Origin of the sequence: Catenuloplanes sp. NPDC051500, assembly GCF_044454585.1 — a bacterium.
Classification (GTDB): Bacteria; Actinomycetota; Actinomycetes; order Mycobacteriales; family Micromonosporaceae; genus Catenuloplanes.
Map to the genome: position 1 here is coordinate 127,182 of NZ_JBITDX010000020.1, position 22,986 is coordinate 150,167.

Annotated in this window: 25 protein-coding genes; 8 read left to right on the top strand and 17 right to left on the bottom strand. The window is 71.1% G+C overall.

Going from position 1 to position 22,986, the window contains the following annotated elements:
- The first annotated feature begins 47 nt into the window (after positions 1-47).
- A complete protein-coding gene (locus ACIA8K_RS31900; protein ID WP_396065974.1) occupies positions 48-1,373 on the top strand; it encodes a glycoside hydrolase family 43 protein in 1,326 nt (441 codons plus the stop codon).
- Here the strand turns inward: ACIA8K_RS31900 and ACIA8K_RS31905 are convergent.
- The 3 genes from ACIA8K_RS31905 to ACIA8K_RS31915 form a co-directional block, all read right to left on the bottom strand.
- Entirely contained in the window at positions 1,344-1,799 is a 456-nt protein-coding gene (locus ACIA8K_RS31905; protein ID WP_396065976.1) for an SRPBCC family protein, read from the bottom strand. The two genes, ACIA8K_RS31900 and ACIA8K_RS31905, sit on opposite strands and share 30 nt — an antisense overlap.
- Before the next feature lie 36 nt (positions 1,800-1,835).
- Positions 1,836-2,258 carry a CBS domain-containing protein gene (locus tag ACIA8K_RS31910; RefSeq protein WP_396065978.1) on the bottom strand — a complete coding sequence of 141 codons (423 nt, stop codon included), beginning with the start codon at positions 2,256-2,258 and terminating at the stop codon, positions 1,836-1,838.
- Positions 2,259-2,702: 444 nt separating this feature from the next.
- Complete coding sequence (locus ACIA8K_RS31915; protein WP_396065980.1) at positions 2,703-2,984, bottom strand: helix-turn-helix domain-containing protein; 282 nt, start codon at positions 2,982-2,984, stop codon at positions 2,703-2,705.
- A gap of 56 nt (positions 2,985-3,040) precedes the next feature.
- Here ACIA8K_RS31915 and map point away from each other — a divergent pair, with 56 nt between their 5' ends.
- Both map and ACIA8K_RS31925 read left to right on the top strand, forming a co-directional pair.
- Positions 3,041-3,808, top strand: coding sequence for a type I methionyl aminopeptidase (map, locus tag ACIA8K_RS31920; protein WP_396065982.1), 768 nt, complete (start codon positions 3,041-3,043; stop codon positions 3,806-3,808).
- Between the two features lie 153 nt (positions 3,809-3,961).
- Positions 3,962-5,518, top strand: a complete 1,557-nt coding sequence (locus ACIA8K_RS31925; protein WP_396065984.1) for an amidohydrolase — start codon at positions 3,962-3,964, stop codon at positions 5,516-5,518.
- Here ACIA8K_RS31925 and ACIA8K_RS31930 read toward each other — a convergent pair.
- The 3 genes from ACIA8K_RS31930 to ACIA8K_RS31940 all read right to left on the bottom strand — a co-directional run bounded on the left by ACIA8K_RS31930 (position 5,512) and on the right by ACIA8K_RS31940 (position 9,592).
- Positions 5,512-6,534 (bottom strand): arabinan endo-1,5-alpha-L-arabinosidase, encoded by a 1,023-nt coding sequence (locus tag ACIA8K_RS31930; RefSeq protein WP_396065986.1) that lies wholly within the window; start codon positions 6,532-6,534, stop codon positions 5,512-5,514. The two genes, ACIA8K_RS31925 and ACIA8K_RS31930, sit on opposite strands and share 7 nt — an antisense overlap.
- A 102-nt stretch (positions 6,535-6,636) precedes the next feature.
- Positions 6,637-8,034: a glycosyltransferase 87 family protein gene (locus ACIA8K_RS31935; RefSeq protein WP_396065988.1), complete on the bottom strand. Its 1,398-nt coding sequence runs from the start codon at positions 8,032-8,034 to the stop codon at positions 6,637-6,639.
- 157 nt (positions 8,035-8,191) lie between these two features.
- Positions 8,192-9,592, bottom strand: coding sequence for a chitinase (locus ACIA8K_RS31940; protein ID WP_396065990.1), 1,401 nt, complete (start codon positions 9,590-9,592; stop codon positions 8,192-8,194).
- Between the two features lie 108 nt (positions 9,593-9,700).
- On the opposite strand from ACIA8K_RS31940, the gene ACIA8K_RS31945 reads away from it, so the two are divergent.
- Genes ACIA8K_RS31945 through ACIA8K_RS31955 form a run of 3 tightly spaced genes read left to right on the top strand, consistent with a single transcriptional unit; the run spans position 9,701 to position 11,743 of the window.
- The gene (locus ACIA8K_RS31945; RefSeq protein WP_396065992.1) at positions 9,701-10,531 is read left to right on the top strand and encodes a TIGR03619 family F420-dependent LLM class oxidoreductase; all 831 of its coding nucleotides are present in this window, start codon (positions 9,701-9,703) and stop codon (positions 10,529-10,531) included.
- Positions 10,528-11,265, top strand: coding sequence for an SDR family NAD(P)-dependent oxidoreductase (locus ACIA8K_RS31950; protein WP_396065994.1), 738 nt, complete (start codon positions 10,528-10,530; stop codon positions 11,263-11,265). Before ACIA8K_RS31945 ends, ACIA8K_RS31950 begins: the two co-directional genes overlap by 4 nt.
- Before the next feature lie 28 nt (positions 11,266-11,293).
- Positions 11,294-11,743: a GNAT family N-acetyltransferase gene (locus ACIA8K_RS31955; RefSeq protein ID WP_396065996.1), complete on the top strand. Its 450-nt coding sequence runs from the start codon at positions 11,294-11,296 to the stop codon at positions 11,741-11,743.
- Here the strand turns inward: ACIA8K_RS31955 and ACIA8K_RS31960 are convergent.
- Together ACIA8K_RS31960 and ACIA8K_RS31965 are read right to left on the bottom strand one after the other, a co-directional pair.
- Positions 11,732-12,907, bottom strand: a complete 1,176-nt coding sequence (locus ACIA8K_RS31960; protein ID WP_396065998.1) for a dipeptidase — start codon at positions 12,905-12,907, stop codon at positions 11,732-11,734. The two genes, ACIA8K_RS31955 and ACIA8K_RS31960, sit on opposite strands and share 12 nt — an antisense overlap.
- 73 nt (positions 12,908-12,980) lie before the next feature.
- On the bottom strand, positions 12,981-13,787 hold the full coding sequence (locus ACIA8K_RS31965; RefSeq protein WP_396066000.1) for an N-formylglutamate amidohydrolase: 807 nt from the start codon (positions 13,785-13,787) through the stop codon (positions 12,981-12,983).
- A gap of 169 nt (positions 13,788-13,956) precedes the next feature.
- Between ACIA8K_RS31965 and ACIA8K_RS31970 the strand changes: the two genes are divergently transcribed.
- Positions 13,957-14,421: a Clp protease N-terminal domain-containing protein gene (locus ACIA8K_RS31970; RefSeq protein ID WP_396066002.1), complete on the top strand. Its 465-nt coding sequence runs from the start codon at positions 13,957-13,959 to the stop codon at positions 14,419-14,421.
- A 1-nt stretch (position 14,422) separates the two neighbouring features.
- On the opposite strand, the gene ACIA8K_RS31975 is transcribed toward ACIA8K_RS31970, so the two are convergent.
- The 3 genes from ACIA8K_RS31975 to ACIA8K_RS31985 all read right to left on the bottom strand — a co-directional run bounded on the left by ACIA8K_RS31975 (position 14,423) and on the right by ACIA8K_RS31985 (position 16,751).
- Positions 14,423-15,055, bottom strand: coding sequence for a 2'-5' RNA ligase family protein (locus tag ACIA8K_RS31975; protein ID WP_396066004.1), 633 nt, complete (start codon positions 15,053-15,055; stop codon positions 14,423-14,425).
- 239 nt (positions 15,056-15,294) lie between these two features.
- Positions 15,295-16,173: a GlxA family transcriptional regulator gene (locus tag ACIA8K_RS31980; protein WP_396066006.1), complete on the bottom strand. Its 879-nt coding sequence runs from the start codon at positions 16,171-16,173 to the stop codon at positions 15,295-15,297.
- Complete coding sequence (locus ACIA8K_RS31985; RefSeq protein WP_396066008.1) at positions 16,170-16,751, bottom strand: cysteine hydrolase family protein; 582 nt, start codon at positions 16,749-16,751, stop codon at positions 16,170-16,172. Before ACIA8K_RS31985 ends, ACIA8K_RS31980 begins: the two co-directional genes overlap by 4 nt.
- 159 nt (positions 16,752-16,910) lie before the next feature.
- Between ACIA8K_RS31985 and ACIA8K_RS31990 the strand changes: the two genes are divergently transcribed.
- Complete coding sequence (locus tag ACIA8K_RS31990; protein WP_396066010.1) at positions 16,911-18,014, top strand: alpha/beta hydrolase family protein; 1,104 nt, start codon at positions 16,911-16,913, stop codon at positions 18,012-18,014.
- Between the two features lie 143 nt (positions 18,015-18,157).
- On the opposite strand, the gene gndA is transcribed toward ACIA8K_RS31990, so the two are convergent.
- From gndA to ACIA8K_RS32020, 6 genes are all read right to left on the bottom strand, one after another.
- Positions 18,158-19,588: an NADP-dependent phosphogluconate dehydrogenase gene (gndA, locus tag ACIA8K_RS31995; RefSeq protein WP_396066012.1), complete on the bottom strand. Its 1,431-nt coding sequence runs from the start codon at positions 19,586-19,588 to the stop codon at positions 18,158-18,160.
- 111 nt (positions 19,589-19,699) lie between these two features.
- The gene (locus ACIA8K_RS32000) at positions 19,700-20,080 is read right to left on the bottom strand and encodes a MerR family transcriptional regulator (protein ID WP_396066014.1); all 381 of its coding nucleotides are present in this window, start codon (positions 20,078-20,080) and stop codon (positions 19,700-19,702) included.
- 93 nt (positions 20,081-20,173) lie between these two features.
- Entirely contained in the window at positions 20,174-21,124 is a 951-nt protein-coding gene (locus ACIA8K_RS32005) for an aldo/keto reductase (protein ID WP_396066016.1), read from the bottom strand.
- A gap of 65 nt (positions 21,125-21,189) precedes the next feature.
- Positions 21,190-21,822 (bottom strand): alpha-ketoglutarate-dependent dioxygenase AlkB, encoded by a 633-nt coding sequence (locus ACIA8K_RS32010; RefSeq protein WP_396066018.1) that lies wholly within the window; start codon positions 21,820-21,822, stop codon positions 21,190-21,192.
- A gap of 76 nt (positions 21,823-21,898) precedes the next feature.
- Positions 21,899-22,594 carry a lipoyl(octanoyl) transferase LipB gene (gene lipB, locus ACIA8K_RS32015; protein ID WP_396066020.1) on the bottom strand — a complete coding sequence of 232 codons (696 nt, stop codon included), beginning with the start codon at positions 22,592-22,594 and terminating at the stop codon, positions 21,899-21,901.
- Entirely contained in the window at positions 22,566-22,940 is a 375-nt protein-coding gene (locus tag ACIA8K_RS32020; protein WP_396066022.1) for a nuclear transport factor 2 family protein, read from the bottom strand. Before ACIA8K_RS32020 ends, lipB begins: the two co-directional genes overlap by 29 nt.
- Positions 22,941-22,986: the final 46 nt, after the last annotated feature.

Sequence of the window (22,986 nt, forward strand, 5' to 3'; positions counted from 1 at the left end):
AAGCAACACGCCGGACACGTGCGTGTCAGCTGCCATGGAGGCTCACCGTGAGACGTACCCTCGCAGGGTTTGTGGTTGTGGTCTGTGCTCTTCTCGGTCTTTCCGCCCCTGCTCAGGCGGCCGCGCCACCGGCCGGTTCGTGGACGCGGTACACGATGACCGCGTTCACCAACAGCAGCGAGTCCAACATGTACGTGTACGAGTCGCCGGACGCGACCGGGTTCCGGCTGCTGCGCGGGCCGGCCTTCACGCCGCCGACCGGGCTGATCCGCGATCCCAGCATCATCAAGCACTCGGACGGGAAGTACTGGGTCGTCTACACCACGAACTGGACGGGCAACACGATCGGGCTCGCCAGCAGCACCGACCGTCTCAACTGGACGTTCGTGCGGAACGTGACGATCCCGCTGACCGTGCAGAACACCTGGGCGCCGGAGTTCTTCATCGACTCCAACGGCAGCGTGAACGTGATCGTCTCCCTGTCGACGAACGGGGCGGACTTCAAGCCCTACAAGCTCACCGCGTCGAACGCGGCGCTCAGCGCGTGGTCGGCGCCGCAGGTGCTCAGCGGCATCGGGCCGAACAACATCGACACGTACGTGGTGAAGGTCGGCGCGACCTACCACGCGTTCACCAAGAACGAGACCACCAAATACATCGAGTACGCCACGGCGTCGTCGCTCACCGGGCCGTACACCATCTCCCGCACCGGAAACTGGGCCGGCTGGGGCAACCCGCGCGAGGGCCAGGCGCTGGTGCCGCTCGACAACGGCGGCTGGCGGATCTACTTCGACGGGTACACGGTCGGGCAGTACTACTTCAGTGACTCCTACGACGGGTTTCTGTCGTGGAGCGCGCCGCAGACGCTGCCCGGCCTGTCCGGGTTCGCCCGGCACTTCACGGTGCTCAAGGAGGTCGTGTCCGGGGGTGCGTCGCTGCCGGTGAACGTGACCCGGTCGTTCCAGTCGGTCAACTACACCGACAGGTACGTGCGGCACCGCGACTACCTCGGATATGTGGACCAGGTGACATCCGCGTCCGCGGCCACTGTCAAGCAGGACGCGACGTTCACAATCGTGCCCGGTCTGGCGGACGCGAACTGCTACTCGCTGCGCGCGGCGAACGGGTACTTCCTGCGGCACTGGGACTACCGGCTGCGGCTGGACGCGAACGACGGGACTTCCACCTACGCGAAGGACGCCACGTTCTGCGCGCGCGTCGGATCGGCGTCGGGAACCGTGGCGCTGGAGTCGTACAACTACCCGGGCCGCTACCTCCGGCACTACAACTATGAGCTGCGGCTCGACCTCTACCAGGACTCGGACACGTTCCGGGCGGACAGCTCATTCCGCCCGGTGACCGCCTGGGCTTAACCGCTTCTCGATGCGCGCGGCGAGCTCCGTGTGGGCTCGCCGCGCCTGGCCGAACGCGTAGCCGAACAGCGGCGTGGGCGCGGTAAGCGTGACGTGGCAGGCGATGCGCGTCGAATCGCCGTCCGGGCTGACAGTGGTCAGGTTGCGGACCGTGACGTTCGGCGACTGGCGGGCGACAGTCTCAAGCGTCGAATCGTCCTGACGCAGGATGTCGGCCTGATAGGTGATCCGGAACCGCAGCGGCCCCAAGCGCATCGCGTCCGTGATCGTGTAGCTGCGGAGCGCGCCGGGCCGGGCCGTCTCCCGCACCACCGCGATGATCAGCGGATGCAGCTCGCCCTGCCGGGTCAGATCGGCGAGCAGCGCCATCGCCTCCACCGGAGTGCACTGTGGACTCGCGGTGTAGTGGAAGTCGCCCGTCCGCACCGGGTCATGCTAGCTGAGTGCGGACGGGCTCTGTCGCTAGCGGCCCGACGTGGTGAGCGCCTGGATCAGCTCGCCGACCGGACGGTCGGACATCGACCGGGCCACGTCGGCCAGCGCGATCATCCCGACCAGGTGGTTGTCGTCGATCACCGGCAGGCGGCGCACCTGGTGCTGCGACATGGTGGCCAGGATCGCGCGGGCATCGTCGTTCGCGTCGATCGTGACCGTTTCGCCCTGCGCCAGCGCGCCCGCGGTGATCGTCGCCGGATCCTTCCCCTTGCCAAGAACCTTCAGCACGATGTCATGATCCGTGATGATGCCCTTGATCTTGTTGTCGACGCCGCAGATCGGCAGCGACCCGACGTCCAGGTCGGCCATCTTCTTGGCGGCCGCCGACAGATACTCGTTCTCACCGACACATGTCACATCGGTCGTCATGATCTCGCGAGCGGTCGTCATGCTGAGCCCCACCTCCGGTTTCGGCACACCTGCCATCCCTTGATACCGCGCCCAGCCCACGATTTCCGGACTTTTCGTATCTTAGGGCGATCGGCGACGGACGCTGGTATTCCCGCCGCCGCATGCCACCATCGCCGCGACCCGCCCATCATCGAGATGGCCGGCCAATTCAAGATCCAGAATTTCCTTTCCCACTCTGCGGGTGGTGCTGCCCGCACGCTCCCGCGGGCTCCCCGCCCATGGGCGGTCCCGCATAGAACAAAACCCCTGCCGGTCCCCCATGCGGCCGACCCGACTGGGCGGAGGTTTTCCGGACCGAGCCAGGGCAACGTCAAAGCGACGTGCGGAGCGCCCGGGTGGGCTTTGTGGTGGTGGCCGGGCCGGGAGCGAGACCGGTCGTGAGCAGTGGCGTCGCCCCGATGCGGGGGCGCGTGCCGTGCACTTCTAGGCGGCCAGGATGTCCGGCGCGTCGTCGTTGGCCTGCGGGGGTGTTGCGGCGGCGGAGACCGTGTCCAGGGAGAGGCCGAGCGCGCCGGCAAGTGCCGCGACCGTGAAGAACGCGGGCGTGGGGATGCGGCCGGTCTCGATCTTCCGAAGCGTCTCCGGGGAGATTCCGGCCGCGGCCGCGACCGCCACGATGCTGCGCACGCCGCGGGCGTCCCGCAGCACGCGTCCCAGCCGCTCGCCGCGCTCCCGCTCTTCCTCGCTCAACGGCACCCGTACCATGCCCACGATAGTAATACCGGTATAGTTATCGTGAGGTCGCACCTGAGGAGAACGACATGATCGCGCTGAAATCACCTTCCGAGATCGCGGCACTTCGTGAGGCCGGCCGCGTCGTCGCGAACGCGCTGGCTGCTGTGCGCGCGCACGCGGCCGTCGGCGTCAGCCTCCTCGAACTGGACAGGATCGCGGCGACGGTGATCGCGGACGCGGGCGCGGTACCGTCGTTTCTGCACTACCAGCCGCGGTCCGCACGGACGCCGTATCCCGCGGTCATCTGCGCCAGCATCAACGACGCGGTCGTGCACGGCATCCCCACCGACTACCGGCTCGCGGACGGCGACCTGGTCAGCATCGACGCCGGCGCCCACCTCGACGGCTGGTGCGGCGACTCCGCGATCAGCTTCACGGTCGGCACGCCACGTCCCGCCGACCTGGCGCTGATCGCCGCCACCGACCGCGCGCTCGCCGCCGGCATCGCGGCGGCCCGCCCCGGCGCGCGGATAGGAGACGTGGCGGACGCGATCGGCACCGTGGCCCGTCTCGAGGGCTACGGAATCATGGCCGACCACGGCGGCCACGGCGTCGGGCGCGCCATGCACGAGGACCCCTCCGTGCCGAACGAGGGCCGTCCCGGCCGGGGCATCGCCCTGGAGCCCGGCCTGGTCATCGCGATCGAGCCCATGCTCATCGCCAGCGGCCGCGACGACTACCGCACCGACCGCGACGGCTGGACGCTCCGTACCCGCGACGGCTCCCGCGCCGCCCACGCCGAACACACCATCGCGGTCACCGCCTCCGGCCCCCTCATCCTCACCGCGGCCTGACTCGCCCCGATCCACCCCGACCCGCCGCGAGGGTGTGGTTCTGGGCCCGGCCGCCCACGGGCCGGCGGCCCGCGGGAGCGTGCGGGCCGGACCACCGCGGAAGCGGGAAGATGGCTTGTCGGATCTTCATGCTTGTCGCCGAAGGAGTTCAGGGTGCTCGACCTGCGGATCGAGAACGGCACGATTCTGACAATGGATCCGGGCCTGCCGGTGGTGCGGGCGCTCGGGGTCTGGCGGGGCCGTGTGTTCGCGGTGGGAGATGCGGCGGCGGCGATGCCCGCGCGTGACGTGCTTGATCTGCGCGGTGCCACTGTGATTCCCGGTTTTGTGGATGCGCACGTGCATCTGGCCTGGACCGGGTTGAAGGCACGGGCCGCGAGCGTGGCGCCGTCCCGGGACGCGGAGGCGATGCTGCGGGTGATCGCGGAGGCGGCGCTGCGGACGCCCGAGGGCGGCTGGGTGGACGTCGGCGGATATGACCAGCGGCCGCTCGGCCGGCACCTGACCGCGGCGGAGCTGGACTCGGTAAGCGCGGGCCGGAAGGTGTTCGTCACGCATGATTCCGGGCATGCGTGCCTGGTAAACAGCGCGGTGCTCGCGATGCTGCCGGACGGCGTGCGGCACGAGGACGCGCTGTTGACCGAGGGGGACATGGCGGCGGTGCGGCGGCTGCGCTGGCCGTACGCGATCGCTGAGCTGGTCGGTGCGATCGAGCACGCGGGCCGGGAGTGCCGGGCGCAGGGCGTGACCGCGGTGTCGGAGGCCGGGATCGCGGGCGGGCTGGTCGGGCACACGCCTGTGGAGCTGGCGGCGTATCAGGCGGCGCGGGAGGCGGGCCGGCTGCCGGTCAGGGCGCGGCTGATGGTGGCGGCGGACGTGCTGCACTCGGTCGCCGCGCATCCGGACGATGACATTCCCAGAGCATTGGATCTGGGGGTACGGACCGGCTTCGGCGACGAGTGGCTGTCGATCGGCGCGCTGAAGGTGTTCACCGACGGTGGCATGATGGCGCGCACGGCCGCGCTGACCGAGCCCTACGCGGGCACTGACGACGGCGGTGTGCTTGCGGACGATCCGGCCGCGCTGACCGAGACGATCGTGGCAGGTCACCGCGCCGGCTGGCAGCTGGCCGTGCACGCGATCGGCGATCGTGCGGTGGATCTGGCGCTGGACGCGATCGCGCTCGCGCAGAAGCTCAAGCCGGCGGTGGCCAGGCACCGGATCGAGCACGCCGGGCTGGTGCGGCCGGATCAGCTGGCCCGGTTCGCGGAGCTGGGCGTGACGGCTGTGGTGCAGCCGGACTTCCTCTGGTGTTTCGGCGACGACTATGCGCAGATCATGGGCCCGGGTCGCGCGGACTGGCTTTACCGCGGCGCGGGATTCCTGCGCAGCGGGGTGCGGCTGGCCGCCAGCTCGGACCGGCCGGTGACCGAAGGGCCGCCGCTGCGCGCGATCCAGTTCATGGCCGCCCGTCTCACGTCGGGTGGGCGCCTGGTCGGTGCGGACGAGCGGCTCAGCGTGGCGGAGGCGCTGCGGGCCTACACGACCGGCGCGGCTGCGGCCTGCGGCTGGGAGGACGACCTGGGCGCGCTGACACCGGGCCGGCTCGCGGACTTCGTGGTGCTCGAGGAGAACCCGCTGGAGACGGAGGTGTCCCGGATCGCGGAGATCACGATCCGGGACACCTACCTCGGCGGAAGTCCTCAGTAGACGAAGGGCCAGCCGGCCGAGTCGTACCCGATGAGGTTGATGCCGAGCTGCGACGCGCCGCTGTTCGTGTAGTAGTGGTAGACGAGCACCTCGGCGTCGGTGTCCGCGAAAACCGCCTGGTGCCCCGGCCCGTGGATGCTGCCGTGGCTCGCCAGCACCTGGGTGCCGCCGCCGTTTGTCATAGCGGTCCCGTTCCGGTCGACGAACGGCCCGGTGGAGCTTGTGGACCGGCCGACCAAGATCCGGTACGTGCTTGACGCGCCCTGGCAGCACCTGTCGAACGACACCCACAGGTAGTAGTAGTTGCCGTGCTTGAACACGACTGGCGCCTCGATCGCGCCGCCGCCTCGCCCGGCCAGGCTGCGCACGGTGCTGTCCGCCCGCTTGCCGGTGCTCGCGTTCAGTTTCACAGTCTTGATCCCGGACCAGAACGAGCCGAAGCTCAGCCACCAGGCGCCGGACGCGTCGACCACCACGTTCGGATCGATGGCGTTGTAGTCGTTGCTCGTCGAGCTCTCGATCACCAGCCCTTGGTGCGTCCAACTGCCGGACGCGCCTGTGGTGGACGTGGCCAGGAAGATCGCCGACTTGTTCGACCCGAAGGTGGAGGCGGAGTAGTAGAGGTAGTACTGCCCGTTGCGGTACGACAGGTCCGGCGCCCACAGGTTGCGGCTGCCGCCGGTGTAGGCAGTGGTCCAGGACGCGCCGTTCGGGAACACGGTCCCCGCGTTACGGAACGCGGTCCGGTCCGCTGACGTCTTGAGCGCGATGTTGTCCCCGGTGTGCGCGACCAGGTAGGTGCCGGCCGGCGTCTTCACGATCGTCGGATCGTGCACCCCGATGTCGCCGCTGACCACCCCCGGCCCGGGGTACGCCGCGGGCGGCACGGTCGGTGTGGCGAGGATCCGCGGCGCCTCCGCCGCGTGGGCTTGCAGGGTGGCGAGGCCGCCGGTGAGCAGTGCCGCAGCGGTGGCGGTCGCGAGCAGTGCCCGGCGGGCGATCCGGGACGTGGGCATGGGGCGTCCCCCTTCGGGGGTCGGCTGACCCGCGCGCCGCCCGGGTGGAGACCGGCCCGGCACGCAATCAGGGTCATCGATGGATTTAGGGCATGTTAGCGCTCACTCTCGGCGTACTGTCAAGGTTTCGGGTTCAGTGCGCGCGGCCGTGCGGGTCAGCCCGGGAACCGCCACCGGTACGCGCTGGGCCGGCACGGCCGGGACGGACTGCTCGGTCACGGCCGGGCGATCACTCCACAGCCACAGCGCCGCGAGCGCGAGCACGGCCAGACCGGCGTAGACATAGAGCTGCAGGCCGAGGTGGTAGCCGAGCCCGCCGTGCCGGTGGGCGACCCAGATGATGCCGTGCGCCTTGAGCGGGCCGTCGTCAGTCATTTGGGTCGGCCAGACGGCGAACGCGGCCGCGAGCAGCGCGGGCACGGCGGCGGCGAGCGTCTGGACCGGGCCGCGGAGCCGGAGCACCGCATCCGCGAGGACCATCAGGAACGGGAGGACCCACACCCAGTGGTGGGTCCAGGAGACAGGTGACACCAGCAGCGCGGTCAGCGCGACCAGGCACATCGCGGCCGCGTCCTCCCCCCGGCGCTCCGCGCGCACCGCCAGGGCCAGGCCGAGCACGCCGACCACCACGACGGATATGACCCAGAGCGCGAGCGACGCGGTGGACGACGGCTCGTCGAGGAGGCGGGCGAAGAAGCCGCGCAGCGACTGGTTGCCCGAGGAGTCGGGACCGTTGCCGCCGGTCACCCGGTCACCTCTGATGAAGAGGCCGGACAGCCAGAACTCCGCCGAGTGCGGGACGGCCGCCACGCCTGCGACGCTGATCACGAGAAACGTGCCGACGGCGGTGGCCGCGGCCCGGAACCGGCGGGAGAGCAGCAGGTAGAGCACGAAGACGGCCGGCACCAACTTGATCGCGGCCGCGACGCCGATGCCCGCCCCGGCGAAGCGGGTGCGCCGCAGCAGCGCCAGGTCCACCACCACAAGGCCGAGCAGGATCGCGTTGATCTGCCCGAAGTCGGCGCTTCGCTGGAACGGCTCCAGCCACAGCGCGAGCCCGGTGAACGCGGCGGCGATGCCGATCCGGCCGGCCGTGCCCCGGTAGCCGAGCATCCCGGTCACCGCCCAGGCCACCAGGTACGTCGCGGCGAATCCGAGCGCGGTCAGCGTGACCTGGGTGGCCGTGAGGCTCGCCAGCCCCAGCGGGTAGAACAGCACGAGCGCGGCGGGCGGGTACGTGAACGGCATGTGGATCTGGCCGTAGTCGGCCCGGTAGACCGCGGCACCGTCCCGGTACGCCGCAAGGCCGCCCCGGTACACCTCCAGGTCGAGCGGGACAGCCGGAAAGTGCCGCTGGTACTGGTAGTAGACGGCGAGCGAGGCTGCGAGGAACAACAGTCCGGGCAGGAGCGGCCAGGCCGGTACGGGCAGGGCCGGGCGCTCGCGCCGCCGCGTCGGGTCCGCGTGACGTGCCGACGCGAGCGTGGCGAGGGGGCGCATCGTTACAGTCCTCGATCGTCGGAGGGGTACGGAACCGTGCGGAGCCGGTGCTCGGCGGGCGACACAGTATCGGTGATCGCCGCGATCGGAAAGACGCGCAGGCCGTTCGAGGCGCCGCCCGGGTACGGCCGACGCCTCGAACGGGACTGGAGATCGGTCAGGGCAGCGTGTCGAGGTGCGGTCCGACAGTGTTCGCGAACGCGTTGCCGTTGGTGACGTCCCAGTTGACGGACCAGGTCATCGCGCCGCGGATGCCCGGGTAGGTGCGCGGCGGCTTGAACGTGCCGCAGTTGACGGCGCGGGCCAGGCAGTCGAGCGCGGCGTTGACCACGCTCGGCGAGACGACGCCGCCGCCGGCCGCTCCGGTGCCGGCCGGGAGACCGAGCGCCACCTGGTCGGGGCGGAGGCCGTTCTCCAGCTGGATGCAGGCGAGCGCGGTGAGGAAGTTGACCGAGCCCTGGCTGTACGCCCCCACCTGGTCACACCCGAGCATCGCGCCCGAGTTGTAGAACTGGGTGTGCACCACGGTCAGGATGTCCTTGATGGCCAGCGCGAGCGCGAAGTACGACCCGCCGGTGGACTGCATGTCGATCGTCTGCGGCGCCATCGTGATGATCATGTTGGTGCCGGCCTTGGACCGCAGCGACCGGAGCGCCTGCGCCATGTACGTCGGGTTCAGGCCGTTCTCCAGGTCGATGTCGACGCCGTCGAACCCGTACTGCTGCATGATCGTGAACATCGTGGTGGAGAACGCGGTCGCGCTTGTCGCGTCCGACACCGCGACCCGGCCGGCCTCGCCGCCGACCGAGAGGATCACCTTGGTGCCGCGTGCCTGGAGTGTGCGGACGTCGGCGCGGAAGTCCGCGTCCGAGTAGCCGCCGAGTGCGGTGGACAGCTGCGGGTCGAGGCCGAACGAGACCGCGCCCGGCGTGCTCGTCGCCTCCGCGAACGAGACGGCGACCAGGTCGTACTGCGCGGGGGTGTCCCGCAGCCGCAGCTCGACCGCGTTATTGACGAAGTTGTGCCAGTAGCCGGTGAGGAAGTGCTTCGGCAGCGTTCCCGTGTTCGGCGGAGGCGTCGTGGGTGGAGGTGTCGTGGGCGGGGGAGTGGTCGGCGACGGGGACGTGGTCGTCGGCGGGGGCGTTGTGGGGGTGACCCCGCCGCCGCAGGCCACGGCGTTGAGCGTGCAGTTCGACGGGCTGCCCGAGCCCGTGCCGATCATCCCGAACGACAGCGACGCCCCGCCCGCGATCGTCCCGTTGTACGACTTGTTCCGGAACGTGTACCGCGACCCGGAGACCGTCAGGTCCGCCTCCCAGGCCGAGCTGACCGCGCTGCCCGCCGGCAGGTCGAACGCCACGGTCCACGAGGTGATCGGTGACCCGCCGCCGTTCGTGACTGTGACGCGGCCCTCCCACCCGGAACCCCAGTCGGACGTCTTCGTGAACGTCGCGGTGTTCGCCGCGGCCGCAGCGGGCCCGGCGGCCCACACCACCGCCCCGCCCATCAGTATCAGCGCGGACGCGCTCACCAGCGCCGCTAGCCGGGACCGTCGCATGACAGCCTCCCATGGTCATGGCGGTTGGGGGTCGACCGCCGTCACCGGAATTATTAGGACTGTTAACAGTGCAGCGGAAGACTGTTATGGATGAATTAGGGTTCGGGCATGAAGTTCGCGGTCAGTTACGGCAGGTCGGTCAACGGCGTCGATCCGGATCACCTGGTCGGCTACGCCCAGCACGCGGAGGCGGCCGGCTTCGAGGGCCTCTACCTGCCGGAGCACATGGCGCTCTCGCCCAGCATGCGGTTCGGCGAGTACGAGCTTCCGGTCGACAGGCAGTTCCCGGACCCGCTGGTCTGCCTCACGTTCGTCGCGGCCGCGACCACCCGGCTGCTGCTCGGCACCGGCGTGCTGCTGCTGCCGTACCACCACCCTGTCGCGCTTGCGAAGCGCCTGGCCACGCTCGACGTGCTGGCCAAAGGCAGGCTGCGGCTGCTCACCGTCGGCGTCGGCGCGTTCCCGCAGGAGGCGGCGGTCAGCGGCGTCGCGTTCGAGACCCGTGGGCGGCGCGCGGACGAGGCGCTCGAGGTGCTGAATCTGCTGTGGACCAAGGACTCGGTCACCTTCGACGGCGAGTTCTTCCAGCTCGACCGGGTGACAAGCATGCCGCAGCCGGTCGGCGGCGCGCTGCCGATCCACGTGGGCGGCTCCTCGATGGCGGCGGCCCGGCGCGCCGCCCGGTTCGGCGCGGGCTGGTTCCCCGGCGGCATGCTGGGACCGGCCGAGCGCATCGCGCAGCTCGAGACGGCCCGCTCGTCCGGCCGCCCGATCGAGCACACCCGCTGGGGCTCCACCTCCACCACGCCGGAGAGCGTGGAGAGCTTCGCGCGGCAGGGCGTGGACCGCCTCGTGATCAACACGGCCGGCGAGACGCTTGCGGAGCAGCGTGACGAGCTGTCCGCGTTCGCGGCGCTGCACGGGCTGACCCCGGCATGACCGGGTCCGTCGTGGTGACCGGCGGCGGCCGCGGTATCGGCCGGGCCATCGTGGAACGCCTGCGCGACGACGGCCACCCGGTGGTGGTGATCGAGCGGGACGCGGTCGCGCTGCCGGACGGCGCGATCCCGGTCCTCGGTGACGCGTCGGACGACGAGGTCACCGAGCACGCGGCACAGTTGGCCGCGGAGCGCGCGCCGCTCACCGGCTGGGTCAACAACGCGGCCGCGTTCCGGGACGCGTCGCTGCACGACGCGACCACATCGGACCTGCTCGCGCTTGTCACGCTTAACCTGGGTGTGGTGGTCTCCGGCGCGCGGGCGGCCGTGCGGCACTTCCTGGCCGCGGGCACCGGTGGCAGCATCGTCAACCTCTCCTCGCACCAGGCCCGCATGCCGGTGCCGGGATGTCTGCCGTACGCGACCGCCAAGGGTGCGATCGAGGCGCTCACCCGGGCGCTCGCCGTGGACTACGGCCCGCACGGCATCCGCGCGAACGTGGTGGCGCCCGGTTCGGTGGACACCGCCCGCTACCGCGAACTCGGGGGCGCGCACGACGACGAGATGGCCCGCCTGCACCCGCTCGGGCGGATCGCCGAGGCCGGGGAGATCGCGGACGCGGTCGCCTACCTGCTCTCCCCGCGGGCCTCGTTCATCACCGGGGTGACGCTTCCGGTCGACGGCGGCCGGACGGTGCGCGGCCACGATCCGGAGCCGCCCCGCCGTACCCCCTGAATGTGAATCTTCTGCCACACTGTGCCGCATGGCGATCTTGGTGCGGCAGGCGGCGGCCGCGGACTGCGAGCGGCTCGCGGAGCTACTCGGCCAGCTCGGCTACCCGACCGATGAGGCCTCGGTCGCGGAGCGCCTTGACTATTTCGGCGACGAACCGGCCGCGGCGGTGTTCGTGGCCGTGTCGGACGGCGTGGTGGTCGGCGTGGCGGCCGTGCACGTGAGCCCGCTGCTCGAGGTGAGCGGCCACTTCGCCCGGCTGATCGCACTCGTGGTGGACGAGAACGCGCGCGGTGGCGGCATCGGCCGGGCGCTGATGGCCGCGGTCGAGGCGTATGCGCGCGCGTTCCGCTGCCTGTTCGTCGAGGTCACCAGCGGGCGGCGGCCGGAACGCGAGGCGGCGCACCGGTTCTACCGGGGGCTCGGCTTCAAGGACGCGAACGACGAGTCCTTCCGGTTCAAGAAGCGGCTACCCCAGTAACTCCTCGGCCGCGTCTTCCGCCTCACGCAGCACGCGGAGTACGTTGTGGCCGGTCAGCGCGGCCAGATCCGGCTCGGACCAGCCCCGGCCGGCGAGTTCCTCAAGCAGCCGGGGGTACGCCCCGACGTCCTCAAGCCCGGCCGGCAGCGTCCCGGTGCCGTCGAAGTCGCCGCCGAGCCCGATGTGCGCGACGCCCGCCACCTCCCGCGCGTGCTCGACGTGGTCAGCGACCTGCGCGACAGTGGCCTTCGGCGCCGGGTTCGCGTCAAGCCAGTCGCGCATCGGTGAATCGTCCGGCGCGACATGGCCGATCGTCGCCTCCTCGTGGGCCCTCGGCGCCGGCGGCCAGGCCACCGTGTCGCCGGGCAGCCCACGACGCCGCGCCTCCTCGGCGGCCGCCTTCTCCCAGGCCCACACCTCCTCGGACACGAACGCCGGCACGAACGTCACCTGCACCACACCGCCGTTGTCCCGCAGCCGGGCGAGCACCCGGTCCGGCACGTTGCGGCCGTGGCCGGTGAGCGCGCGGCACGACGAGTGGCTGAAGATCACCGGCGCGGTCGCGACGTCGAGCGCCGCGTCCATCGTGACCTCCGCGACGTGCGCGAGGTCGACAAGCACGCCGATCCGCTGCATCTCGCGCACGATCGCGCGGCCCTCACCGGTCAGGCCGCCGTGCACAGGGGGCAGCGCCGCACTGTCCGCCCACGGCGTGTGGTGGTTGTGGGTGAGCGTGACGTACCGGACGCCCAGCCGGGCCAGGCAGCGCAGCACCGCGGGGGAGGAGGCGAGGCTGTGCCCGCCCTCCACCCCGATCAGCGACGCGATCCTGCCGTCCTTCATCGCCGCGAGCGTCGCCGCGGCCGTGGTGGTGAGCGCCAGATCGGCGGGGTAGGCCGCGGCCAGCCGGTGCACCGCGTCGATCTGCTCCATCGTGGCCACCACCGCCTCCGGCTCCGGCAGGCTGGACGGCACGTAGACGGACCAGAACTGCGCGCCCACACCACCGGCCCGCAGCCGGGGCAGATCGGTGTGCAGCTCGGGAATCCCGGCGTCGAGGCCCCCGACCGTGCAGCCACGATGCACCCGCAGCTGCCAGGGCAGGTCGTTGTGGCCGTCGACGACCGGCGAGTCGCGCAGCACCCGGGCGATGTCGGCGCTCATGCCGCCTCCCCCGCTGCGCTCCTCCGCCGGCCTGAGGCGGCGCGCCGGGCCCTTGATTCGCTCGCACGCTCGCTCATGCCGCGTCCACAAGCGTCGCGAGCCGCTCGGCGATCGTGGTGAGGCCGTCGTGCGGTGGGCCGCCCGGCTCGGTCATGTAGGTGTCGCGGCGGATCTCCACCATCAGCGCGGTCACGGCAGCCTCCTTGCGGTAGTGGCGCAGCGGCACGTACGTACCCGCGAAGGGGGAATTGATGCCCGTGTCCGTCCCGAACGCGCTGCGCGCCGCGTCGAGCAGCCACGGCGGCGTGTGGAAGTCGTCCACGCCCAGGCAGATCGCCGGGCGCGGGCCGTCCCCGTGCAGCTCGTAGGGGAGCCTGTCGGTCTGGTAGGAGTGCACGTCCAGGATCACCGCGCGGCCGGTCGCCTGGAGTCGCCTGTCGACCAGGTCGGCGATGCCCTCGGCGTAGGGCCGGAAGTGCGTGGCGAGCAGCTCTTCGTCACGGCTGGGATTGTCGTCGCGCAGGATCTCGCCGTGCGCGGTGCGCGTGTAGACCGCGCCCATGCCGACCCGCGCCATCTCCTCGGTGTCGTCAGGAAAACGCTCCGGGTCGACCACCAGCCGGGAGAACGCGTTTGCGAACGTCCACGGCCGGCGCGCGGCCCGCCCGGCGGCCCCGGCCGCGATCTCCCGCGTGTGCGCGTCGGTAAGCAGGTCCAGCTCGCGCTCAAGCAGTGCGCCGGTGAGCCGGAGCCCGTCACGCGCGAGGTCCGTCATCTCCCGCGCGCCGTGCGGCACATGCAGCACGACGGGTGACGCGGGGTCGCCGTCCAGAAGATCGAAAACCGCCGGGGGTACGCCGTGCGCGGCGCCGGAGATCATTCCGAGACGCTATCGCACCGGTGGGCTCCGGGTAAGGAGCTAGCCTCCTAGGACGGGCGACCGCGCTTCCGCGGTGGTGAGTGAATGTGACCGAACGAGCGGGAATCCTTGCCTCATATGTGAGTGCGGCGCGACAGTGGACGGGTCGCCACCTCCGAGGGAGAAGCCGATGATCTCACCCACCATGGATCTCACCGACCGGGTCAAGCGCGTGCTCGGCCTCGCCCACGCCGAGGCCACAGACGTCGACAACGTCGTCATCGCCCCGATCCACCTCATCCTGGGCGTGCTCGGCGCCCGCGGCCCCGGCGCGCAGATCCTGCGCGACCTGGCCGGTGGCAAGGCCGTCGTCGGCGAGGCGGTCCGCCCGCTGCTCACGCCCGGCGACGACCGTTCACCCGCCAACCTGCCGTTCACGAGCACCGCCGAGGCCGCGTTGTTGCGCGCGATCGAGGAGTCCCGCCGGCTCGGTGAGCCCCGCACCGGCACCGAGCACCTGCTGCTCGGCCTGCTCCGGGCGATCGCCGACCCGGTCACCGCCACCCCGGCGGACGCGGTGCTGGCCGAGGCGCTGGCCGCGGTCGGCGTCGACTACCTCAGCGCGGCCCGGATGGCCGAGGACCGGCGGGGATAGGTCACCCGAGCAGGGGAAACGTCGCGATCGGATCCCAGCGGTACTCGGTGCGCATCGCGTCCTGCTCGACCTCCACCAGGTGGATCTCGTCCACGGTGAACACGGCCCGGCTCGGCCGCACCTTCCGGCGCAGCAGACTCTGCACCCGCCCGGAGTCGCCGCTGCTGTTCGCGTAGCCGAGCGTGATGTGCGGCGGCATCGCGTCGAACTCGACAGCCTCCACGCCGATGGTGTCCTCCACCGCGGCCCGGATCCGCGTGTACACCTCGTGGAACGGGTCGCCCGGCAGGTCCCCGTCCACGTCAAGCACCACCGCGTTGCGGGTGGCGAGCGCGGGCCCGGCCGTCAACGTCAGCGGCCCGAGCCCTTCCAGATACGTCCCGACCGTCCGGATCAGCCCGCGCCGCTGCCGGTCACCGACCTCCTCCGCCGCCACGCCGGTCACCATGTGCAGCGTCACGTGCAGCCACTCGTCCTGCACAAGCGAGACGAACGGGAACTCCTCCACCACGTCGCGGTAGTCGGTGATCAGCGCGTCGAGCTCGGCGTTCAGATCGAGGGACGGCAGCAGGTAGAAGTGCAGGCGTGTCTGCTCGTCCGGCCAGATCCGACTGCCCGACATGAACTTCTCCACCAGACGCTCCTTCCAGGCAGTTTCCGGCCGGCAGACAGGGGGGACCGCACCATTCTGCGGGGTGCGGGAGGCCCGGCTGCGGGCCCTGCACAAGAATGCCGTACCGGTCACGTCCGTGCGGGGACCTGGAAGCGCATTTGTCCGTTTAAAGGCGGATCTTTATCTGTCAACGATCACCCGATCCACCGTATCGGGCATCCACCGGGCTCGCTGTGTGCGACGACGGCGTACCCCAGTGGTCAGGAAGGTCTGGATCTGAGGCGGCGGAGCATGCGCGCGTCCGCGAAGCCGGTGGCGTGCGCGGCGGACTCGACAGTGGCGCCCTGGCCGATCAGATGCTCCGCGCGCTCCACCCGCAACAGCTGCTGATAGCGCAGCGGCGTCAGGCCGGTGGCGGCGCGGAACAGCCGGGTCAGCGTGCGCTCCGCGACGCCTGTGGACGTGGCGAGCGCGGCCAGCGGCAGCGGATCGGCGAACCGGGCGTCGATCACGTCCTGGGCGCGGTGCACGACGTCGCTGAGGTGGGCGCGGTGCCGCAGCATGGCGCTGTGCTGCTGCTCGTCGCCGTTGCGGCGGGCGTAGACGACCATCGCGCGGGCCACCCGGGCGGCCGCGGCGGGCCCCTGCGCGGCCGCGATCAGGTGCAACGACAGGTCGATGCCGCTGGCGATGCCGGCCGAGGTCACCACCCGGCCGTCGACAGTGAAGAGCACGTCGCGGACCACAGTCGCGCGCGGATAGCGGGCGGCCAACTCGTCCTGAAGCTCGTGGTGGGTGGTGCAGCGGCGGCCGTCGAGCAGTCCGGCCCGGCCGAGCGCGTCCGCACCGGCGCAGACGCTTGCCACGGTGCCACCACGGTCGTGGTGGGCGCGCAGCCGGTCGAGGGTGCGGCCGGTCAGAAAGCCGGCGCCGGGGGAGACGCGCCAGCCCGGTACAACGATCAGATCCGCGTCCGGCCAGTCCAGGCGGGCGCGCATCGTCAGGCCCTGCGCGGAACGGACGTCCTCCTGCTCGGCCACGTAGTGCAGGTCGTAGCCGGCCGTCCCGAAGACCTGCGCAGGACCGGCCAGATCCAGCAGGTGCAGACCCGGCACGAGCAGAAAGACGACAGAGGTCACCGGCTCAAGACCTCGTCGAGGGTACGGATGGTGGCGAACCGGCCGGCCAGCGCGTACTCGGTCCGCTCCGCGATCGCGTCCGTGCCGAGCGTGCGCGGGTCGGCAAGCACCTCGTCCCAGGACCGGCCCGCCGGCGCGTCCCGGTGCGGGATCGGGAACGTGGCGGTCGCCTCGGTCACGAACTCCACGTCGTAGCCGAAGTCGCCCGCGACCCGGGCCGTGGTCTCGCAGCACTGCTCGGTCTGGATCCCGCAGATGGTCAACTCACGGATCCCGGCCTGGGTGAGCAGCTGCTGCAGGTTTGTCGAGGTGAACGCGTTCCGGGTGGTCTTGGTCAGGACCGCCTCGCCGGGCAGCGGCTCCAGGCCGTCGATCATGCGGACGAACTCGGACGACGGGTCGAACGCGCCGCCGCCGGGCTCGGTGTGCAGCACCCAGATCACCGTCTCGTCCCGGTCGCGCGCGGCAGTCACCAGGCGGCCCACCCGCTCCGCGATGTCCGGGACCGAGACGGACGCCCAGCGGGCACCCTGCCGGAACGACTCCTGCACGTCAATGACGATAAGCGCTCGTGTCATGTCCCCATCGTGCCAACGCCTGAGCTGCGCGGACAGGCACGATCCCGTCCCGGGGCGGACCGATCCGGTCAACCTGCCGGAAGTCGTCCGCGGACCCTGAGAAAGCACCGGGATCGATCCCCGATGTGCCCTCCGCTGCGGCCCGGAAGAGTGGCAGGCATGACGATGCGCAGACTGATGACCGTGTTCGCCGCGGCCGCACTGCTGGTCACGGCGCCGGCCGCGGCCGTACAGGCGGATCCGGGGCTTGATCTTGAGCTGCTCGCACCGAGCGGGCCGCTTCCGGTCGGCACCCGCGACCTGCACCTGGTCGACCGGGACCGGGCCGACCCGTGGGTGCCGGAACGCCGCCGAGAACTGATGCTCACGCTGTGGTACCCGGCCGTGAACGACCGCGGCCCCATCGACCCCTACGCGACGGAGGAGGAATCGCGCCTGATCCTCACCCAGATCGGTGCGCCGGGCGTGCCGCTCGACGCGCTGACCAGGGTCGGCGCGCACGCCCACACGAACGGGACGGCCCGCCGGGGCCACTGGCCGGTCGTGGTGCTGTCACCAGGTTTCTCGTTCCCGCGCGGGTCGCTGACCGGGCTCGCGGAGGACCTGGCCAGCCGTGGCTACCTGGTGGTGGGCGTGGACCACACGTACGAGGCGGCCGCGATCACGTTCCCGGACGGCCGGATCACCACCTGCACGGTCTGCGCGCTGTTCGAGAACGACACCGTGCGGCCGGAGCAGGTCACGGCGGGCCGGGCGGCGGACGTGTCGTTCGTGCTCGACACGCTGTCGAAGCGCCCTGACATGCAGGCAGACTGGGACCGGGTGGCGATGGCCGGGCACTCGATCGGCGGTTCCTCAGCGGCCGAGACCATGCTCCGCGACAGGCGCATCGATGCCGGCGTGAACATCGACGGCACCTTCTTCCCGCCCGTCACCCGGCCGATCGACAGGCCGTTCCTGATGCTGGGCGCGGAGAACCACGGCGAGCCCGGCAACGACGCGAGCTGGGACGCGACCTATCCGAACCTGACCGGCTGGAAGCGGTGGCTCACCGTCGCGGGCACCACGCACAGCTCGCTCACCGACTACGGCATCCTCAGCGACCAGGTCGGCGTGCCGCTGCAGACGCTTGACGGCGAACGGTGCGCGGAGATCGCGGCGGACTATGTGGGGCAGTTCGTGGGACGCCATCTGAAGGGCCAGCCGGCACCGCTGCTGCGCGGGCCGGACGCCGGTCACCCGGAGGTGCTGTTCTGGCCGTGACCCATCTCCCGTGACCCGAGGGCGGGCGACCGTGGCCGCGCTGAGCCGCGCGGCCACGGTCGAGACTCGCACCATGGATCCGGACACCCGTCGCCTGCTGCGGGGCGTGGAGGTGGGACGCCTGGATCACCAGCGAGAGGGGCTCAGCTCGGCGACTCGGAGCGGTCACCTGACCACGACGTGTGGTACGTGCCCGCCCGGTCCACCCGCCGGTAGCCGTGCGCGCCGAAGTAGTCGCGCTGGCCCTGGATCAGCGCGGCCGGCAGCCGGGGCGAGCGCAGCCCGTCGTAGTAGGCGAGCGCGGAACTGAAGCCCGGCACCGGAATGCCGAGCCAGGTCGCGGTGGAGACAACCCGCCGCCACGCCTTCTGCGCGTCCGTCAGCGCCTCGCGGAAGTATTCGTCGGTCAACAGCGTCGGCAGTTCCGGGTTCGCGTTGTAGGCGGACCAGATCCGGTCCAGGAACCGGGCGCGGATGATGCAGCCACCCCGCCAGATCCGGGCCATCGCGCCGAGGTCGATGTCCCAGCCGAACTCGGCGGACGCGGTCGCGATCTGGTGGAAGCCCTGCGCGTAGGCGACGATCTTGGACGCGTAGAGCGCCTTCTCGATGTCGTCGACGAGCGCGCGGGACGCCTCGCGCGCGCCGGGCGGCGGGCCGGGCAGCTCCAGTGCGGCGGCCCGCAGCTCGGCCTGGCCGGAGAGGGTACGGGCGAAGACCGCCTCCGCGATGCCCGGGACCGGCGTGCCCAGGTCAAGCGCGGCCTGCACGGTCCAGCGGCCGGTGCCCTTCTGCTCCGCGCGGTCGAGCACCACGTCGACGAACGGGCGGCCGGTCTCCGCGTCGACCTGGCCGAGCACCTCAGAGGTGATCTCGACGAGGTAGGAGGCGAGCCGGCCCTCGTTCCAGCCCGCGAAGACCTCGGCGATGTCGTCCGGCACCAGGTTCGTGGCCTTGCGGAGCAGGTCGTACGCCTCCGCGATGAGCTGCATGTCCGCGTACTCGATGCCGTTGTGCACCATCTTGACGAAGTGCCCGGCGCCGTCCGGCCCGACGTGCGTGCAGCAGGGGCGGCCGTCGACGCGCGCGGCGATGCCCTCCAGGATCGGGCCGACCGCCGCGTAGGCCTCGTCGGAACCGCCCGGCATGATGCTCGGCCCGTGCAGCGCGCCCTCCTCGCCGCCCGAGATGCCCGCGCCCACGAAGAGCAGGCCCTTCTCGCGCAGCGCCTCCTCGCGGCGGATGGTCTCGGAGAAGTTCGCGTTGCCGCCGTCGATGATCATGTCGCCCGGCGCCAGCAGCGGCGTGAGCTCGTCGATCACCCGGTCCGTCGGGTCACCGGCCTTCACCATGACGATGATCTTCCGGGGGCGGGCGATCGACTCGACGAACTCGGCAGTGTTGTGCGCGGGCAGGAACGCGCCCTCGTGCCCGAACTCCTCGATCAGCTCCTTCGTGCGGATCTCCGTGCGGTTGTGCACCGCGACGACGTGGCCGTGCCGAGCGAGGTTACGGGCGAGGTTGCGGCCCATGACCGCCAGACCGGTGACACCGATCTGTGCCAGCTCCGTCATGTGTGTAATCCTCCGGGTCCTGGTGACTCTGCAGCGGGTGACCTGGTTGCCGACTCATACGGGTTTGCTGCACGAGACAGTTCAACTTCGCCCGGAATATTCCTCGATGGGTTACTCGTTCGGGTGTTCCTCCTGGGCGAGACGCCGATAGGCGTCTATCTTGCCGTCGATCACGCCGAGCGCGCGGCGCTGCTCCTCCATCTCCCGCAACACATCCGCCCGGTGTTCCGCGAGGATTCGCAGCCGCACGCTCGCCGCCCCTCGCCCGGCCGAGTCCACGAAGCGCTGGATCTGCCGGATCGGCATCCCGGTACGCCGCAGGCAGACCAGCACGTCGATCCACCCGAGGTGCGCCTCCGTGTAGACGCGGCGCCCACCGGACGTCCGCTCCACGTCGTTGAGCAGCCCGGACCGCTCGTAGTACCGCAGCGTGTCGAGCGTCAGCCCGGTCTTCTCGGCCGCCTCGGCCGGCGTGTAGGTCATAAGATCCATGACAATGCATTCTTCCGGGGTACGGGGAGGGTGTGGGCCTGGGTGGCACGCGTGGCCGCGGATCGCGTGGAGCGCGGGCCGCGGCCACAGCCGTCAGACGTGAAGCGCCGCGATCGCGGTCATCTCCTCCTCCGAGAGCGGCCCGCGATCCTCAGCTGCCACACACTCGGCCAGCTCCTCACGGTTCTTCACGCCGAGCACCACCGTCGCCACGCCCGGCGCGGTAAGTGCCCACCGGTGCGCCAGCCCGGCCGGGGACTCACCCAGCTCCGCCGCGAGCGCCCGGAACGGCGCGGCCCGCGCGAAGTCCACCGCCGCGGGGTAGTCCGGCGCCATCGGCCGGTCCAGCGACGACGCGAGCGACCCGGCCGCCACCGCGCGGATGGCGATCACCGCCACGCCTGCCGCGTTCGCCGCATCGACGATCTCCCGGCTGCGCGGAGCCACGCCGTCGAAGATCCACATGTCGCCGTTCATGTCCAGCGCGTTCACGATGACCTGCGCGTAGTCCGGCCGGTGTGCGGCGTGCCCGATCGCCGCGATGATGCTGTCCGGGTGGCCGACCGCGGTCAGGCCCCAGGAGCGGATCTTGCCCTCGGTACGCAGCCTGTCGAACGCGGGCGCCACGTCATTCGCGTACCGCTCGTAGTCGAGCGTGCCGGCCGGCCCGTCGGTGCCGGCCGGGCGCAGCTGCGTGTGCAGCAGGAACATGTCCACCGAGTCCCGGCCGAGCCGCCGCAGGCTCTCCTCGAGGCTCTCGGTCAGTCGCGCCACCGGGTCGCCGAACTCGCTGTCGTGCACCTGCGCCTTCGTGGCGAGCAGCACGTCGCGGCCCTTGAGCGCGTCGGCGGCCACCCGCTCCGCCTCGAAGTCCGGCCCGTAGCTCGGTGCCACGTCCACAAGCGTGATGCCGGCGTCAAGCGCGGCGTGCACCGTCGCGACCGCCTCCGCACGGCTGGTCTCGCCCCACACCGCGCCGATCCCGCCACCGCCCAGCGTGAGCGCGCTTACCTGACCGAGCCGCCCGAAATCCCTGGTCCGCATGGATTTTCCTCCCCGTTGATGTGGTCTGGCGAGTCACGACGTTAGGACCTGGAGCGCGCTCCAGGTCAAGCCACGTCGTACGGTCGATATTGGACACTCACGCGTGGCCCGACCGCCCGTGCGGTCTTCGGCACCGCGTGCTCCCAGGTGCGCTGGCAGGAGCCGCCCATCACGATCAGGTCGCCGTGGCCCAGCGGGAAGCGCAGGCTGTCGCCGCCACCGCGCGGCCGCAGCGTCAGCACCCGCGGCGAGCCGAACGACACGATCGCCACCATCGTGTCCGAGGCCGCGGACCGGCCCTTGGTGTCACCGTGCCAGGCCACGCTGTCCCGGCCGTCGCGGTACAGGCACATGCCGGCCGTGGTGAACGGCTCGCCCAGCTCCGGCGCATAGTGCGCGGACAGCCGCTCGCGCGCCTCGGTCAGCAGCGCGTGCGGAAGCGTCTCACCCTCGCCGAACCAGCGGAGCAGGCGGGGCACGTCGACATCCCGCTCATACATCCGCACCCGGTCCGCCCGCCAGCCGATGTCGCCGAGCAGGGTCTGGAACACCTCGTCGGAGGAGGAGACCCAGCCGGGCAGGTGGTCCACCCAGGCGCCGCGGCTCAGCGGAGTGCGGACGGCGTCGGCCAGCGCGCCGAGCGCGGGCGGGGCGCCGAACGCCATGTCCAGCAGGGAAGGCTGGTGAGCTGCGGTCATGCGCTCGATCCTAGGCACACTCGAACGCGTGTTTCAACGATCATGGGCGCCGGAGGTGGGAGGCCTGTGCAATCGGTCACGACGTGGCGCCGAACGCGGCCGCCACCGCCTCAGTCGCCTCCTCGAAGCTCGGCGCCGCGAGCCCACGCGCCTCCGCCATCCGGCGCAGCGAGGTCATCTCCACGTCCGCGAGCCCGCACACCACGAACGTGTCGAACGCGGACAGATCCGGATCGATGTTTATGGCGAATCCGTGCGTGGTCACGCCGCCCCGGATGCGCATGCCGATCGACGCGAGCTTGCGGTGCTCAGGCGTCCACACGCCGACCAGGCTGCTCGCGCCCTTCGGCGTGTCCCGGCGCACCGCGTCCAGGCCGAGCGTGCCGACCGCCTCGATCAGCGCGTTCTCCACCCAGCGCACCACGTCCACCGGGCCGCTCTGCCGCTCCCGCACGTTCACGATCAGGTAGCCGACCAGCTGACCCGGCCCGTGATAGGTCGCGTAGCCGCCCCGGTCCACCGGCACGGTCGGGATCGCGTCCAGCCCCGGCAGCTCGCCCGGCGGCGTCAACCGCCCGTAGGTGATCACCGGGGGATGGCTGAGCAGGAACAACCGGTCCGGCGCGCGTCCCTCGCGGCGCTCGTCCGCCCAGCCGGTCATCGCGGTGTTCGCCTCGTCGTAGGCGACCTCGCCGAGATCCACCCGCAGTAGCCCGCTCATCACGCCCGCCCGCCGAAGTTCGTCATTGCGGCTGCCCACCGAAGTAGTCACGCAGCCGCACGATCGCCCCGTCCCGTACCCGGAAGATCTGCGCCATTGAGGTCATCTCGTCGCTGCCGGGATAGGCCGTGTCGATCTCCACGAAGAAGGTGTCCGGATCCGCGGACGCGTGCAACTCGTAGCGAGAACGCTCGGGATCGGCCTCTAGCAGGGGCTGCAGCGCGTAGAACTCGCTCAGCGCCGCCCGGATCTCGTCCCGGCCCGCGAAGCGCACCCGCTGCAGCGGCCACTCAAGCACGCCGTCCTCCGCGAAGAGCGCGGCCACCGCCTCCGCATCCCGCAACATCGCGCCGGCGACCACGTACTCCTCGAACACCTGCTGCGCCTCTGCACTCACGTCGCGACGCTACCAGCGCCAACGTCAACAAACCATTGACAATCAG

Excerpts from the sequence above, each read along its gene's own strand:
- ACIA8K_RS31990 (WP_396066010.1), top strand. The coding sequence starts at position 16,911 with ATGACGATGCGCAGACTGATGACCGTGTTCGCCGCGGCCGCACTGCTG.
- ACIA8K_RS31955 (WP_396065996.1), top strand. The coding sequence starts at position 11,294 with ATGGCGATCTTGGTGCGGCAGGCGGCGGCCGCGGACTGCGAGCGGCTC.
- ACIA8K_RS32010 (WP_396066018.1), bottom strand. The coding sequence starts at position 21,822 with ATGACCGCAGCTCACCAGCCTTCCCTGCTGGACATGGCGTTCGGCGCC.
- gndA (WP_396066012.1), bottom strand. The coding sequence starts at position 19,588 with ATGACGGAGCTGGCACAGATCGGTGTCACCGGTCTGGCGGTCATGGGC.
- ACIA8K_RS31950 (WP_396065994.1), top strand. The coding sequence starts at position 10,528 with ATGACCGGGTCCGTCGTGGTGACCGGCGGCGGCCGCGGTATCGGCCGG.
- ACIA8K_RS31960 (WP_396065998.1), bottom strand. The coding sequence starts at position 12,907 with ATGAGCGCCGACATCGCCCGGGTGCTGCGCGACTCGCCGGTCGTCGAC.
- ACIA8K_RS31970 (WP_396066002.1), top strand. The coding sequence starts at position 13,957 with ATGATCTCACCCACCATGGATCTCACCGACCGGGTCAAGCGCGTGCTC.
- ACIA8K_RS31910 (WP_396065978.1), bottom strand. The coding sequence starts at position 2,258 with ATGACGACCGCTCGCGAGATCATGACGACCGATGTGACATGTGTCGGT.
- ACIA8K_RS32005 (WP_396066016.1), bottom strand. The coding sequence starts at position 21,124 with ATGCGGACCAGGGATTTCGGGCGGCTCGGTCAGGTAAGCGCGCTCACG.
- ACIA8K_RS31985 (WP_396066008.1), bottom strand. The coding sequence starts at position 16,751 with ATGACACGAGCGCTTATCGTCATTGACGTGCAGGAGTCGTTCCGGCAG.
- ACIA8K_RS31935 (WP_396065988.1), bottom strand. The coding sequence starts at position 8,034 with ATGCGCCCCCTCGCCACGCTCGCGTCGGCACGTCACGCGGACCCGACG.
- ACIA8K_RS31945 (WP_396065992.1), top strand. The coding sequence starts at position 9,701 with ATGAAGTTCGCGGTCAGTTACGGCAGGTCGGTCAACGGCGTCGATCCG.
- ACIA8K_RS31940 (WP_396065990.1), bottom strand. The coding sequence starts at position 9,592 with ATGCGACGGTCCCGGCTAGCGGCGCTGGTGAGCGCGTCCGCGCTGATA.
- ACIA8K_RS31930 (WP_396065986.1), bottom strand. The coding sequence starts at position 6,534 with ATGCCCACGTCCCGGATCGCCCGCCGGGCACTGCTCGCGACCGCCACC.
- ACIA8K_RS31965 (WP_396066000.1), bottom strand. The coding sequence starts at position 13,787 with ATGATCTCCGGCGCCGCGCACGGCGTACCCCCGGCGGTTTTCGATCTT.
- map (WP_396065982.1), top strand. The coding sequence starts at position 3,041 with ATGATCGCGCTGAAATCACCTTCCGAGATCGCGGCACTTCGTGAGGCC.
- ACIA8K_RS32000 (WP_396066014.1), bottom strand. The coding sequence starts at position 20,080 with ATGGATCTTATGACCTACACGCCGGCCGAGGCGGCCGAGAAGACCGGG.
- ACIA8K_RS31915 (WP_396065980.1), bottom strand. The coding sequence starts at position 2,984 with ATGGTACGGGTGCCGTTGAGCGAGGAAGAGCGGGAGCGCGGCGAGCGG.